Source organism: Deinococcus budaensis, from assembly GCF_014201885.1.
GTDB lineage: Bacteria > Deinococcota > Deinococci > Deinococcales > Deinococcaceae > Deinococcus > Deinococcus budaensis.
Genome location: NZ_JACHFN010000008.1, coordinates 40,545 through 52,946, shown reverse-complemented (window position 1 = coordinate 52,946; position 12,402 = coordinate 40,545). Strand labels below are relative to the sequence as shown.

General features: G+C 69.2%; 16 protein-coding genes. 7 read left to right on the top strand and 9 right to left on the bottom strand.

Going from position 1 to position 12,402, the window contains the following annotated elements; all coding sequences use genetic code 11:
- The first annotated feature begins 148 nt into the window (after nucleotides 1-148).
- A complete protein-coding gene (locus tag HNQ09_RS11525) occupies nucleotides 149-1,168 on the top strand; it encodes an aspartate-semialdehyde dehydrogenase (RefSeq protein WP_184029378.1) in 1,020 nt (339 codons plus the stop codon).
- A gap of 235 nt (nucleotides 1,169-1,403) precedes the next feature.
- Here the strand turns inward: HNQ09_RS11525 and nrdR are convergent, their stop codons facing one another.
- The 5 genes from nrdR to dnaB all read right to left on the bottom strand — a co-directional run bounded on the left by nrdR (nucleotide 1,404) and on the right by dnaB (nucleotide 6,211).
- The gene (nrdR, locus tag HNQ09_RS11520; protein WP_184029368.1) at nucleotides 1,404-1,856 is read right to left on the bottom strand and encodes a transcriptional regulator NrdR; all 453 of its coding nucleotides are present in this window, start codon (nucleotides 1,854-1,856) and stop codon (nucleotides 1,404-1,406) included.
- On the bottom strand, nucleotides 1,853-2,572 hold the full coding sequence (locus HNQ09_RS11515) for an SDR family NAD(P)-dependent oxidoreductase (protein ID WP_184029366.1): 720 nt from the start codon (nucleotides 2,570-2,572) through the stop codon (nucleotides 1,853-1,855). The genes nrdR and HNQ09_RS11515 overlap by 4 nt, the downstream gene beginning before the upstream one ends.
- 52 nt (nucleotides 2,573-2,624) lie before the next feature.
- Nucleotides 2,625-2,846, bottom strand: coding sequence for a hypothetical protein (locus HNQ09_RS11510; protein WP_184029363.1), 222 nt, complete (start codon nucleotides 2,844-2,846; stop codon nucleotides 2,625-2,627).
- 93 nt (nucleotides 2,847-2,939) lie between these two features.
- A complete protein-coding gene (locus HNQ09_RS11505) occupies nucleotides 2,940-3,620 on the bottom strand; it encodes an NUDIX hydrolase (protein ID WP_184029361.1) in 681 nt (226 codons plus the stop codon).
- Nucleotides 3,620-6,211, bottom strand: coding sequence for a replicative DNA helicase (gene dnaB / locus HNQ09_RS11500; protein WP_184029358.1), 2,592 nt, complete (start codon nucleotides 6,209-6,211; stop codon nucleotides 3,620-3,622). Before dnaB ends, HNQ09_RS11505 begins: the two co-directional genes overlap by 1 nt.
- A 366-nt stretch (nucleotides 6,212-6,577) precedes the next feature.
- Between dnaB and HNQ09_RS18950 the strand changes: the two genes are divergently transcribed.
- Both HNQ09_RS18950 and HNQ09_RS11490 read left to right on the top strand, forming a co-directional pair.
- Complete coding sequence (locus tag HNQ09_RS18950; protein WP_246363316.1) at nucleotides 6,578-7,003, top strand: type II secretion system protein; 426 nt, start codon at nucleotides 6,578-6,580, stop codon at nucleotides 7,001-7,003.
- A 76-nt stretch (nucleotides 7,004-7,079) separates the two neighbouring features.
- Nucleotides 7,080-7,196, top strand: a complete 117-nt coding sequence (locus HNQ09_RS11490) for a DUF1802 family protein (protein ID WP_343057762.1) — start codon at nucleotides 7,080-7,082, stop codon at nucleotides 7,194-7,196.
- A gap of 115 nt (nucleotides 7,197-7,311) precedes the next feature.
- On the opposite strand, the gene HNQ09_RS11485 is transcribed toward HNQ09_RS11490, so the two are convergent.
- Together HNQ09_RS11485 and HNQ09_RS11480 are read right to left on the bottom strand one after the other, a co-directional pair.
- Nucleotides 7,312-7,620: a CopG family antitoxin gene (locus HNQ09_RS11485; RefSeq protein WP_184029355.1), complete on the bottom strand. Its 309-nt coding sequence runs from the start codon at nucleotides 7,618-7,620 to the stop codon at nucleotides 7,312-7,314.
- A 4-nt stretch (nucleotides 7,621-7,624) separates the two neighbouring features.
- Nucleotides 7,625-7,891: a BrnT family toxin gene (locus tag HNQ09_RS11480; protein WP_184029354.1), complete on the bottom strand. Its 267-nt coding sequence runs from the start codon at nucleotides 7,889-7,891 to the stop codon at nucleotides 7,625-7,627.
- 65 nt (nucleotides 7,892-7,956) lie between these two features.
- On the opposite strand from HNQ09_RS11480, the gene HNQ09_RS11475 reads away from it, so the two are divergent.
- Nucleotides 7,957-8,508, top strand: a complete 552-nt coding sequence (locus HNQ09_RS11475) for a DUF1802 family protein (protein WP_184029352.1) — start codon at nucleotides 7,957-7,959, stop codon at nucleotides 8,506-8,508.
- Between the two features lie 89 nt (nucleotides 8,509-8,597).
- On the opposite strand, the gene HNQ09_RS11470 is transcribed toward HNQ09_RS11475, so the two are convergent.
- Nucleotides 8,598-9,065 (bottom strand): acyl-CoA synthetase family protein, encoded by a 468-nt coding sequence (locus HNQ09_RS11470; RefSeq protein ID WP_184029350.1) that lies wholly within the window; start codon nucleotides 9,063-9,065, stop codon nucleotides 8,598-8,600.
- A 207-nt stretch (nucleotides 9,066-9,272) separates the two neighbouring features.
- Here HNQ09_RS11470 and HNQ09_RS11465 point away from each other — a divergent pair, with 207 nt between their 5' ends.
- The 3 genes from HNQ09_RS11465 to HNQ09_RS11455 are packed head-to-tail and all read left to right on the top strand — an operon-like array spanning nucleotide 9,273 to nucleotide 11,588.
- A complete protein-coding gene (locus HNQ09_RS11465) occupies nucleotides 9,273-10,028 on the top strand; it encodes a class I SAM-dependent DNA methyltransferase (RefSeq protein ID WP_184029348.1) in 756 nt (251 codons plus the stop codon).
- A complete protein-coding gene (locus tag HNQ09_RS11460) occupies nucleotides 10,019-11,005 on the top strand; it encodes an NAD(P)H-dependent glycerol-3-phosphate dehydrogenase (protein WP_184029346.1) in 987 nt (328 codons plus the stop codon). Before HNQ09_RS11465 ends, HNQ09_RS11460 begins: the two co-directional genes overlap by 10 nt.
- A 7-nt stretch (nucleotides 11,006-11,012) precedes the next feature.
- Nucleotides 11,013-11,588 (top strand): phosphohydrolase, encoded by a 576-nt coding sequence (locus HNQ09_RS11455; RefSeq protein WP_184029344.1) that lies wholly within the window; start codon nucleotides 11,013-11,015, stop codon nucleotides 11,586-11,588.
- A 46-nt stretch (nucleotides 11,589-11,634) separates the two neighbouring features.
- On the opposite strand, the gene HNQ09_RS11450 is transcribed toward HNQ09_RS11455, so the two are convergent.
- The gene (locus HNQ09_RS11450; protein WP_184029342.1) at nucleotides 11,635-12,309 is read right to left on the bottom strand and encodes a V-type ATP synthase subunit D; all 675 of its coding nucleotides are present in this window, start codon (nucleotides 12,307-12,309) and stop codon (nucleotides 11,635-11,637) included.
- Between the last annotated feature and the right edge of the window lie 93 nt (nucleotides 12,310-12,402).

Genomic DNA, 12,402 nt, shown 5'->3' with positions numbered 1-12,402 from the left:
AAGGGCCGCTTGACCCCCCGGCCCCCGGCACCGTACCTTGCCCCCATGTGCCGCCGGACGACCACAGCCCCCTGAGGGCGGCCCAGGGGTTTTCCGGCCGCCCGCGAGAGTCCCGCGTGGCGGACGCTTTTTTTGAAAGGAGGAGTCTATGCGCGTAGCGATTGTGGGAGCCACCGGAGCGGTCGGACACGAACTCTTGCGGGTGCTGGAGGGGAGCACGCTGAAGACGGACGACCTGCTGCTGTACGCCAGCCCGCGCTCGGCAGGCACGACGCTGCCCTTTGGCGGGCGGGAGCTGACCGTGCAGGCCACCCCGGAGGGAAGCATCGACGCCGACGTGATCCTGGCCTCGGCGGGCGGCAGCATCAGCAAGGCGCTGGCCCCGGCGTGGGTGGCGGGCGGCTCGGTCGTGATCGACAACTCCAGCGCCTTTCGCCTCGACCCGGACGTGCCGTTGGTCGTGCCGGAGGTCAACGGGGCAGCGGCCCTGCGGCACCGGGGCATCATCGCCAACCCCAACTGCACCACGGCCATCGCGGCGGTCGCGGTCGCGCCGCTGCACCGGGCGTTCGGGGTGCGGCGCATGATCGTCTCGACGTATCAGGCGACCAGCGGCGCCGGGCAAAAGGGCATCGAGGAACTGCTGGCCCAGACCCACCGGGTGCTGCACGACCAGCCCGCGCAGGCTGAGGTCTTTGCCCACCCCATTCCCTTCAACGTCATTCCGCACATCGACACCTTCGGGGAGAACGGCTACACCCGCGAGGAGATGAAGGTCGTCTGGGAGACGCGCAAGATCCTGGGAGACGACGCCCTCCAGATCAGCTGCACCGCCGTCCGGATTCCCACCCTGCGGACCCACGCCGAGGCGATCACGCTGGAGCTGGAACGCCCGGCCACGCCGGACGAGGCGCGCGAGCTGCTGCGGCAGGCGGCGGGGGTCGAGGTGCGTGACGATCCGGCGGGCAAGCTCTACCCCATGCCCCTCACCGCGACCGGCAAGTACGACGTGGAGGTCGGGCGCATCCGCTCCTCACTGGTGTTCGAGGGTGGCCTGGACCTCTTCGTGGCGGGCGACCAGCTGCTGAAGGGCGCGGCGCTCAACGCGGTGCAGATCGCGGAGTACCTGCAAGCGCAGGGGGCGCTGCGCGGGCGGGTGCAGGGCTGAGCGAGCGCAGGGCTGAGTGAGGCTCGCCGCCTGGTCGCGGGAAGGAAGAGGCCGCCTGAACCGGATGCGCGCTTCCTCTGCCCGGACTTCCTTACCCAGACGGCCAACGCCGCCGTGCGGGTCCGCCGAGACCCGTGGGCGAAGGCGGGCTGACTCCCAGGGGCCGGGGGGGGACTGCTCAGGCGGTCCGCGCACGTTTCAGCGGGCGGCCGGGGTGACGGGCGCGGCGCGCGTTCTAACCGTCCCCGGCGTCTTTCAGCCCCCGAATTTCCTCGATGAAGCGCTCCAGCGAATCGAAATCCCGGTAGACGCTGGCGAAGCGGATATAGGCCACGTCGTCGAGCGGGCGCAGAAAGCTCATCGCCCGCTTGCCGATCTCGCCGCTGGGCAGCTCCGGGACCCCCACCTCGTCCTCGAACCCGTAGGCAAAGGCGCGCAAGCGTTCGGGGTCCACCGGGCGTTTCTCGGTGGCGAGGGTCAGGCCGCGCAGCAGCTTATCGGGATTGAAGGCCTCGCGCTGCCCGCCGCGTTTGACCACCATCAGGGGTTCGAGCTGGGCGCGCTCGTAGGTCGTGAAGCGCCGGGCACAGCGCAGGCACTCGCGGCGGCGGCGGATGCTGGCCCCGTCGGCCCCCGGGCGCGAGTTGACGACCTTGGAGTCGGGCGCCGAGCAGTAAGGGCACCTCACCGGAGGTTGACTTCCGAGACGCGCACCCGGGGCACCGGGGGCAGCGGGACTTCCAGCACCGTGCCGCGCAGGTGCGAGAGCGTGGGCGCGGCGAGCATCAGCACCGCCTCGGCCAGCGGGCGGTCGAGGGCCTCGTCGCCGCTGCTGGCCCGGCCCGGCAACACCAGGTTCACCCGCAGTTCCTCGTCGTGCGCGTGCTCGACGAGGCCCCGGATCGCGCCGCGCTGGGGATGGACCTGCAACCCCGGCTCGTCGAGGTGCGGGCCGATGATGGTCAGCCAGGTTCCCGAGAGGCGGCGGCGCACGATCTGGGCGATGGCGACGCTGCTTTTCACGTTGCAGTTGAACAGGTCCATCCACTCGTTCTCGCTGAGCAGCGTGAAGTTGGTGTGCGCCCGTTTGTCGGCCAGATGCACGATGCCGTGCAGCGCCCCGAAAATCTCCAGAATGCGGTTTTGCGCGCTGAGCCAGTCCAGCGGCACACCCACGTCGGCCTTGAGCGGAATCGCGGTGCCGCCCGCGAGTTCCAGGCTGCTCGCGGCGGAGGCCAGCGTCTCGCTGTTGCCGCCGATCAGGACCACGCTCGCGCCCGCCCGCGCCAGCCCGGCGCTGATCGCCCGGCCGTACCCCTGGTCCGCGCCCGTCACCGCGATCACCTGCCCGGCCAGCAGCGGCGGCGCCGGGGACTCGGGAGCGGCGGCAAAGTCGGAAGTCATCGCCCCCAGCATACCGCCCCCACCCGCCAGGACGGGGCAGGCGGGGAGCGGGTCAGCCCGCGTGGGGCAAGGGCCGCAGCGCGCCGGGCGGCGGATCGCCCGCGCGGTGGCCCTTGCCGCAGGGCAGGCACCAGTAGGCCTGGTCCCCGTCGCGCAGGTCGAACAGGGCCAGGGCCTCGCCGCAAGACGGGCAGACGTGGGCGTACCCGCGTCCGCTGACCGGGTAGGCAGGCCCTTCCTCCCGACCGGACTTGTCACGTAACGAACGCTTCATATTCTGATGGTAGCAGAAAAAACGCCGGGAGAGAAAGCCCTGCGGTCCGTTCGGCACCCTCCGGGAAGGGTCTCTCCGTGGACAGGGCGGGGGCTACAGGTCGGCTTCGTCGGTCGGCTCGTCGGAGAAGTCCGGCTCGACGGCGCCCACGCCCACCCGCCGCCGCTTGCGGAGCATGGCGGGTTCCTTGTCGAGGTTGAAGACGAAATGCCGGGGCCGACGCTCGCGCAGCCAGGTTTCCAGCGCGACCAGCCGGGGGCGGAAACGAATGAACTCGCGCAACTGCCGGATGGGCACGAACTTCGCCTCCTGCACGTCGCGGTCGGGGTCGCGCGGTTGCAGGGTGCCGCCGACCTCACGGGCGGTGTAGAAAAACTGGAGGTGGTGGCCCCAGGTCTGCGCCTGAAACTCGACGATAAAGGCGAGGTCGCGCAGCTCGACCACCAGCCCACTTTCCTCGTAGGTCTCGCGCCGGGCGCCTTCCTGCACGAGTTCGCCGGATTCCAGCCCGCCCTTGGGCAGCGACCAGCGCCCCCGCTCGCGCACCAGCAGAATCTCGTCGCCGCGCAGCACCACGCAGCCCACGCCGATGCGCGGGGCCGCCAGCGGCCGCTTTTGCCCGCGCTTTTGCGGGGCGGCAGGCACCGGCACGGCGGTCGCCCCCGACACCTGCCCCGGTCCGCCGCCCTGGGCCGGGGTGCGGGGCGTGCGGCGCCGCCTGCGCCGCCGTTGCCCGCCCGCGCCCCCGGCCGCCGCCTTGAGGTCCTCGGTCATCAGACGCCCTCCGGCGCGAGGTCGTTGAACCGGACGTGCGCGGAGTGAAACTGGAGCTTGACGGTGCCCACCGGGCCGTTGCGCTGCTTGCCGATGATGATCTCGGCGATGCCCTGCTGATCGGTTTCCTTGTTGTAGTACTCGTCGCGGTAGATAAACATCACGATGTCGGCGTCCTGTTCGATGGCGCCCGATTCCCGCAAGTCCGAGAGCATGGGCCGGTGGTTGGGCCGCTGCTCCACCGCGCGGCTGAGCTGACTGAGCACGATGATGGGCACTTCCAATTCACGCGCCAGCCCCTTGAGGCCGCGCGAGATCGTGCTGATTTCCTGCTGGCGGTTGTCGCTGCCGCCGCTGCTCTTGCCACCCGACATCAGTTGCAGGTAGTCGATCACGACCAGCCCGAGCTGCCCGTGTTGCGCGGCGATGCGCCGCAGTTTGCTGCGCAGGGCATTGAGGGTGAGGTCGGGTTCGTCGTCGATCACCATCGGGGCCTCGGCCAGCCTCCCCGCCGCGTGCGCGAGCCGCTCGAAGTCGCGCTCGTTGAGCTGCCCCGAGCGGATGCGGTTCATGTCCACCCGCGCCTCGCTGCACAGCATCCGCAGGGCGAGCTGCACACTGGGCATCTCCAGGCTGAAGACGGCGACCGTCTTCTCGCCGCGCAGGGCGACGTTCTGGGCGATCGAGAGGGCGAAGGCCGTGTTGTGCAGGCAGATATCGGCCGCGATGAAGTTGGCGTCGCCCGGCACCGTCAGGTCGTACACCTGCCGCTCGCCCACGTCCTCGATGGACACGATGTCGTCCCAGTACAGCTCGTCGCTGCCCAGCAGGGTGAGGTGCGGGTCGTCCAGCACAGCGGCGTAGCGGGCCGCTCGCGTCTGGGGCAAGCCGCGTCCGGTGTGGGCGTTGTAGCCCGAGTCCGTCTTCTCCCCAGCCACGCGGGCGAGGGCCGTCAGGCTCAGGCCCCGCGCTCCCGCCGCCCGGCGCACATGCGCCCACGCCCCGGCGGGCGGATGCCCCACGTTGCTGCGCGTCCCGGCGCTGACCGGAATGGCCCGGCCCGCCTTCTCCCCGGTCCAGCCGACCCGCATCTGGTAGTCGGCCACGCTGCGCGGGTCGGTGATCTCGACCCGCCAGGACCGTTCAGTCTTGCGCCAGAGCTTACTGACGATGCCAAATCGCACCAGCGCGTGATGCACGTCGCGGGCCAGCCGCTCACTCGCCACCGTGAACTCAATGCGGGCCTTGCCTGCCAGCGCATAGAGGGTGCCGTCGCAGCTCAGCAGCACGCGCAAGAAGGCGGCCAACGCCTCGCGGGGGAGCGTCCAGACCACCGCCGGGAAGTGCTTGGCGTCGGCGTGCTGGCCCCAGACCCCCAGTTCCCGCAGCCACTCGGTGAGGGGGTTGGGACGATTTTTGCGCTCGCCTGGTGCCCAGCGGCGGCTCAGGCGGTAGTCGATGCCCGTGCGCTCGTCCCGCACCATCTCCAGTTCGGGGAACTCGGCGGCGAGGCAGGCGCGGAAGTCCTCCACCAGCAAGGGGTCCGCGTTCGTCCAGCGGGGGCTGCTCTGGGTGAGGCCCCCTTCGGCCAGCAGATAGGCCAGCAGGCGCACCCGCGCGGGGCTGAGGGCCTCCCGCGTGCCGAAGACCGGGACCGCGCGGGGAACGGCGATCCGGTCGCCCACCGACAGGTCGTAGAGCGGCGTCCAGCCGTCCACCCCCAGGAAGGGATGGTGCGGGGTCGTTTCCACCACGCGGCCCGTGCGGGTGGTCACCCGGCGCACGGGTTTGACACCGCTGTCGATCCAGGCGCCCACCCGCGTCTCGCGCACCGCTCCTTCTGGTGACACGCTCAGGACCGTGGGCCGCCGCTGCCGGACGAACGCCTCCACCGTCATCCGCTCGCCCGTGCCGGGCACGTCGATCAGGGTGTCGGCAGAGACGCACTTGCCCATCGAAGGCCGCGCCGCCAGCACGTTCAGGCTCCCCTTCTGCAAGCCCGAGATCTGCTCGTCGAGGTCGCGAAAGCCGCTGCTCACGCCGTCGGGAATGCCCTTGTTGGCGTGCAGCAGGGTGATGTACTCGAAGGTGTCGTGGACGACCTCGCCCATCGCCTGGAAGGCTTCCCCCTTCTTCTTCTGCTCGGCCACCTCGAAGATCATCTTTTCAGCGCGGTCGAGCAGGTCTTCGAGGGGAAGCTGCGCCTCGTAGGCGAGCTGCATCGCCTTGCCCGAGGCGCTGATGAGCTGCCTCAGCGTGTGCTTTTCCTGCACGATGCGCGCGTAGTGCTCGGCGTAAGCGGCGGTGGGCACCTGGTCGGCCAGACCGATCAGGTAGGTCAGCCCCCCCACGTCGTCGAGCAGGCCCCGCACGCGCAGGTCCTCGCTGAGGGTCACGAGGTCCACCGGTTCGCCGCGCTCCTGCAACGTGCGCATCGCCGTGAAAATCTTGCGGTGGCCCTCCCGGTAGAACATCTCGGGGGCCACCGTGTCGCCCAGGGCGCTCAGCGTGTCGTTGTCGAGCAGAATGCTGCCCAGCACGCTGATCTCGGCGTCGTTGCTGTGCGGGGGAACGCGGGGGGTCAGTTCCATGCAGGGCCTTTCCGCGCACGCGGCGGGGAGGACGCGCCGCCTGACCGTCCCAAAGTCGGGACCGGGGCGCGCCGTGCGTGCTGGGGGATGAAGTGAGGTCGGGGCCGGGTGCACCCCGTTCGCCTGGGCCATGCCGGGAAGCAGGGTCAGGCTGAACTGCCGCGCATCATACCACCGCCGCCCGCTGTGAAGCCGCCCCCCCTAACCCCCCCGGCGGGCGCCCGAATCGTAAGACCTCTGTTAGAGCCGGATAAATACCGTGGATCTCAGCAAGGACGGGAGACACCCGCACCTGCCCAAGCCATACAGCGGCCCGAGGGTCATTCTCCCGATCCCTTATCCCGACGGCCCACCAAGGAGAGCACCATGAAGAACAACACGCAAGGCTTCACCCTGATCGAGCTTCTGATTGTGATTGCGATTATCGGCATTCTGGCGGCGGTGCTGATTCCTAACCTGCTGGGGGCGCGTGCTCGCGCTCAGGATCAGTCTGCTCTCTCCTGCGGCAAAGCGATTCAGACTGCTAACGCCCTGCGTGAAACTGACGGCGCTGGAGTTATTACAGCTGCTACTAAGCTCGCCACTGCCAACAGCATTACTGTCACTGCTCCTACTGGCGCTACGTTTGATACTGACACCATTGCTCCTTGCCTCAAGGCTGGAGTGGTGATTGGTGCGGGCACTGAAACGGTTTCTGGAGCTGGTTCTTACTCGTTTGACGTGTCTATGGCCACGGCTCAGGGTGGCACGGGGGCGGCTTACAAGGTCACCAACAGCAAGCTCACCAAGTAAGCTCCGTTTCAGTAAGCTTGGTAAGCCGCCCTACGGGGCGGTTTTTCATTTCCCTCCACCGCGCTACCCTCTCCCCATGACCCCCTCCACCGCCCTCAAAGAATGGGACACCCAGTGTCAGGCCCTGACCTCCGGCACCTCCGCCCTCCTGATCCGCAAGGGCGGCATCCTGGAGACGCACGCGGGCTTATAAAAGTACTCGCATATCATTCTTAAAGCGTTGCGGCACAACATCGGCCAGCGTTTCACACACGCCACCCTTGCCACTCATTACACGGTTACTGGTCCTCAGGTTGCCACACTCCTGATCAGATCACCTTCAGCCGCTTCTCCTCCTCGTACACCCTCTCCAGAACGAATTCCTTGAGCAAGGTCTGGTAGGACGTGCCCTTCAGTTCGGCCAGATGCCGCAGCCGCCGTTCCAGATCGGCGCCCAGGCGAATGCTGGTGGGGTTGGACTTGCGGGGGCGTACAGGGGGCAGTAGGTCACTGTCCGCATGCTCCGGCGTGAGCAGATGTTCGGCCAGAGCATGCGTGGCCCAGAACTCGCCTTCCTCGTCCTCGGTAGCAAAGGCGGGAATCTGCTTCATATCCGTGATGATCTTGAGGTCGGTCACGAGGTTACCTCCGGTAAGCGCGGCGCTCACTGACGTTGGCTTCGCGGGCGGTCACGACGCGGAAGAGGCCGCCACGCCGCGTCAGAACGACCGTCAGGATGCGGCCAGCTTCGGTCTTGCCCGTCACCGCCTGACGGCGCTCGCCGTTCTTGGCGCGGTAAGCCGGGGCGGCGACACGGTCGGGGTCGGTGGCCGCCGCTTCTGCCTCTTCCGGCTCAACCCCATGCCGGGCGACGTGTTCACTATTCGCATCGTCCCAGTCGAAGGCCACGCTTTCAGCGTAGCAGTTCTGTCGCTACCTTCGATCAACTCCTTTCCCCGCGCTACCCTCTCCCCATGACCCCCTCCACCGCCCTCAAAGAATGGGACACCCAGTGTCAGGCCCTGACTTCCGGCACATCCGCTCTCCTGATCCGCAAGGGCGGCATCATGGAGACGCACGCGGGCTTCGAGGTCGAGCACCGCGCCTTTTACCTCTACCCCACCTTCCTGCATCAGAATCCGGCGGAGTTGCGGCCCGAGTTCGCAGCGCTGCTGCGAGACGATCCCCAGCCGGGCCGGATCGTGCTTCCGGCGCTGGCCGAGGTCGTGGCGGTCCATAAGGTCGAGTCGCTGGAGCGGGCACTCGCGCTGGAGCCGCATCAGGCGCTGACGGCAGGTGCCATCGAGCGCCGCTTTCACTACCGGGGGCGCCCCTGGGTCCACGCCCTGCTGCTGCGGGTGCGCCCGCTGGCCCGGCCCGCCGTGTTGGAGGAAACCCCAGAGATGCTGGGCTGCGTGAGCTGGGTGCCCTTGGCAGAGGTGACAGCGGAAGCACAAGCGCCTGTGTTGCCCGAGGCGAGGCTGGAGCAGTTGCGAGAAGAGATCGAGCGCGCGGTGAACGGCTAGCAGCCGGGAGAAGACCCTCAACCGCTGTTCTGGCACAGTCAGCAAAAAAGAGGCCCGTAGGCCCCTTTTCGCTGGTCTCGCCCCTCGCCTTACTGCGAGACGGCTTCGAGATCGTAGTTGTTGAGGAGGGTGGTCTGGATGTCGCGGTTGGCGCTGTTGTAGATGTTCCAGCCGAACTTGGTTCCGGCAAAGACCGCGTTGTCCTGGCGGGCGTACACCAGCAGCTTGCCGTTGTCGCGGCTGAGGACCACGTCGCCGGTGTTGAAGCGGCCGTCGCTGTTGCTGTCGCGGAACACGACCACCCGGTAGGTGCCCTGGGGCACGTTGCGCGGCAGGGTCAGGGTGTAGCCGCCGGTCAGGAACTTGTCGATCACCTGCGGCTGGGCGCCGGTCGCGGTGTACACGCCGTTGTTGAAGCCCACGATGGCGAGGCCGAGGTTCTGGTTGGCGCTGAAGCCTTGAAGCTGGCCGGACACGGCGGCGCTGCGGGTGCCGAACACGCTGCACGAGGAGAGGGCGAGGGTACCGAGGGCGGCGACGACAAGCATGTTCTTCATGGGCAAACCTCCTGGAAATGGGCGTCCTGTAACGGTTCCCACCGTAGCGGCCAGGCCGGGGCGCGAGCTACAGGGCAAGCCTTCCCAGGGGTCTCACCGCCCTCTCACCTAGAGTCGGAAAAGCTGCTGGGACCTGACGCCCGCTTCACGGGAAGGAGGGGGTGCAGGGGGCACAGCCGGGAAGGGGGCAGGGGTATAGTGGCGCCCATGCACCATCTGCCCTTCACGGCGCTCGCCGCCGTCTACGACGCGATCATGGCGGATGTGGAGTACGACCACTGGGCGGATTTCGTGCTGACGTACGCCCGCGACGGGGGGCTGGAGACCGGCTCGGCGCTCGACCTCGCCTGCGGTACCGGGGGTTTTACCCGCGAGCTGCACCAGGCAGGCTGGCGGGTGCGCGGTCTGGACGGCAGTCCCGAGATGCTGGCTGTGGCGCGCACCCGGTTGCCGGAAGACCTCCGGTTGGACGTGGGCGACCTGCGGACCTTCGACCTGGGAGAGACCTTTGACCTAGTGACCTGCGTGTTCGACAGCTTCAACAACCTGCTGACGCCCGCCGACCTGGGCGCCGCACTGGCCCGCGCCCGCGCGCACCTGCGCCCCGGCGGGCTGCTCGCCTGCGACCTGAACACCCGGCTGGCCGTGCGCGAGCTGTGGGAGGGCGGCGCGGTCGAGGGGCTGGCGACCACCCCGGATGGCCGCGAGGTCCATTACCACTGGTCGCACCACCACGACCCCGAGGAGAACCTCGGCGTGGTGCAGGCCTTTTGCCGCCTCCACGACGGCGCGGGCGGCACCCAGGAATTCGTCGAGACCCACCGTGAGCGCGGCTACGACCCCGCCGACCTTGAGCCGCTGTTGCAGGCGGCGGGCTTCGCGCGCTGGGAGATCGTGGAATACCCCGACTACGCGCCGCCCACGCCCGAAACGCCGCGCGTGTGGGTGTTCGCATGGGCCTGAGCGTTCCGGGGCAGGGCGTTCCGGTGCTGGGGGCGGGCGGCTGGGGCAGCGCCCTGGCGGTGGCGGTCACCCGGGCGGGGCGCCCCGCGACCCTCTGGGCACGCCGTCCCGACTTTGCCGCGCGGCTCTCGGAGGTGCGCGAGAACCGTGAGTACCTGCCGGGCGTCCCGCTGCCGCCGGGGGTGGTCGTCACCTCCGAACTGGGGGGGGCAGTCGAGGGCGCCGACTTCGCCCTGGTTGTGGTGCCCAGCGTCGGGGTGCCGGAACTGCTCGCGGGGCTGCCGCGCGGCCTGGGCGTGGTGCTGTGCGCCAAGGGGCTGGCCCCGGACGGTGGGCGCCTCAGCGATCTGGCGCGGGGACTGGGCTTCGGGCGGGTGGCGGTCCTCAGCGGCCCCAACCACGCCGAGGAGATCGGGCGCGGCCTGCCCGCCGCGTCGGTGGTGGCGAGCACCGACCCCGGGCTGGCGGAGGCGGTGCAGTCGGCGCTGCTCTCCCCCGCCCTGCGCGTCTATACCAGCCGCGACGAGGTCGGCGTGGAACTGGGCGGCGTGCTGAAAAACGTGATCGCGCTGGCGGCGGGAATGGGTGACGGCCTGGGCCTGGGCGACAACGCCAAGGCCGCCCTGCTCACGCGCGGCCTGCTGGAGATGCGCCGCTACCTCGTCTCGCAGGGCGCCCACGAGGACACCGTCTACGGGCTGAGCGGGCTGGGCGACCTGATCGCCACCGCCACCAGCCGCCACAGCCGCAACCGCGCCGCCGGGGAAGCCATTGCCCGTGGGCAGGACCCCGGGCAGGGCGGCAAGGTCGTCGAGGGTCTGCGGACGGCGGGCCTGCTGGAAGCCTGGGCCACTGCCCACGGCCACGACCTGCCCATCGTGCGGGCGGTGGCCCAGGTGGCGAGTGGCGAGTGGACCCCGGCCGAGGGCATCTCCAGCCTGATGGAGCGGGACGCCAAACCCGAGCTGGAAGGCTGAAGCGGGCGTGACCGGCCCCGTTGGACAGCCTCTGGTCGCGCGGGCCGAGGCGTTCGCGCGCCCCTTTTATGCTGCGCCGGACCGGGCCTACCACGACGCGGCGCACGTGCAGCAGATGCTCGGTGCTCCCGCCTCGCGCGGTGTGCTTACCCCGGCGCTGAGGCTGGCTGCCTGGGGCCACGACCTGATCTCCGACCCCCAGGCCGGGAACAACGAGGCGCGGAGTGCGGACGTGTTCGGGAAGTGGCTGAGGGCAGAGGACGCCGACCCGGGCCTGCTCCGGGGGGTCCGGGCGCTGATCCTCGTCACCCAACATACCTACCCGCCTTCGACGCGCGTGGAGGCGCTGCTGGCCGACGCCGACCTGGGCATCCTGGGCAGCGACCCACAGGTGTTCGCGGCCTACGACGCGGCGATCCGCCGGGAATACGCCTTCGTGCCGGAGGCGGCCTACCGCGCCGGACGGGCACAGGTGCTGCGGACCTTTCTGAGCCGCGAACGCCTCTACTGGACCCCGGAGTTCGCGGGACTGGAGGCGCAGGCGCGGGCCAACCTCAGCGCTGCCGCCCAGCGGCTGGAATAAAAAACCGCCTCCCGGAGGAGACGGCTTTTGCCCTTGCTGGAAAGGCTCAGTCAGCGGCGCTGCCGTGGGTTCCGGCCTGCACGTTCGGCTCGTCCTGGGCGGCCTCGGCTTCGAGCTTGGCCTTGATCTTCTTCAGCACGAAGCTGCTCTCGCGCTCGCGCTGGTCAAGCACCCCGCGAATGAAGCGGATGTCGTCCTGAATGCTGGGAATCAACACCTGCTCCAGCGCGTTCACCCGGCGCGAGGTCTTCTTGATCTCCTCGCCGATCCGGCGCAGCTTCGTCTCGGTCGCGGCGACCCGCACGATGGCGTCCATCACGCCGCCGAACTCGGTGGCGGCCTGGATGGTGCGCGCCCCGACGTTGATCGGGCTGAAGTTGGCTGCGCGCGCGCGCTCGGGAAGGTTGATCTTGGGCACCTTGACGCCGTAGATGCTCTCGATCTGCATGTCGATCGCGTAGTCGCCCGTGCCGGCCAGGCTAAGGCTCTCGACCGCCTCGGGGCTGTCCCAGGCCTTGGCGCCGAACAGGCTGGTGTAGGCGCCCTTGCTGATGCCGCCCAGCTGCTCGCGCGCCGCGAGGGCGTCTTTGACCAGGGCGAAGAACTCGCCGATCAACGCGTCGCGCTTGCGCTTGAGCAGGTCCGCGCCGCTCGACGCGGTCTTGAGGCTGGCCTTGCTGGCGAGCAGGGCGCTGCGGGTCGGGCTGATCTGTCCTGCCATAGTCCACCTCCTTCGTCGGTGGGGCTTGTGGTGCGTGGCCCGCAGCCTGTGGCGAGAGGTCCGGCTCCCCCCGACAAGCTACAAGCCACATGC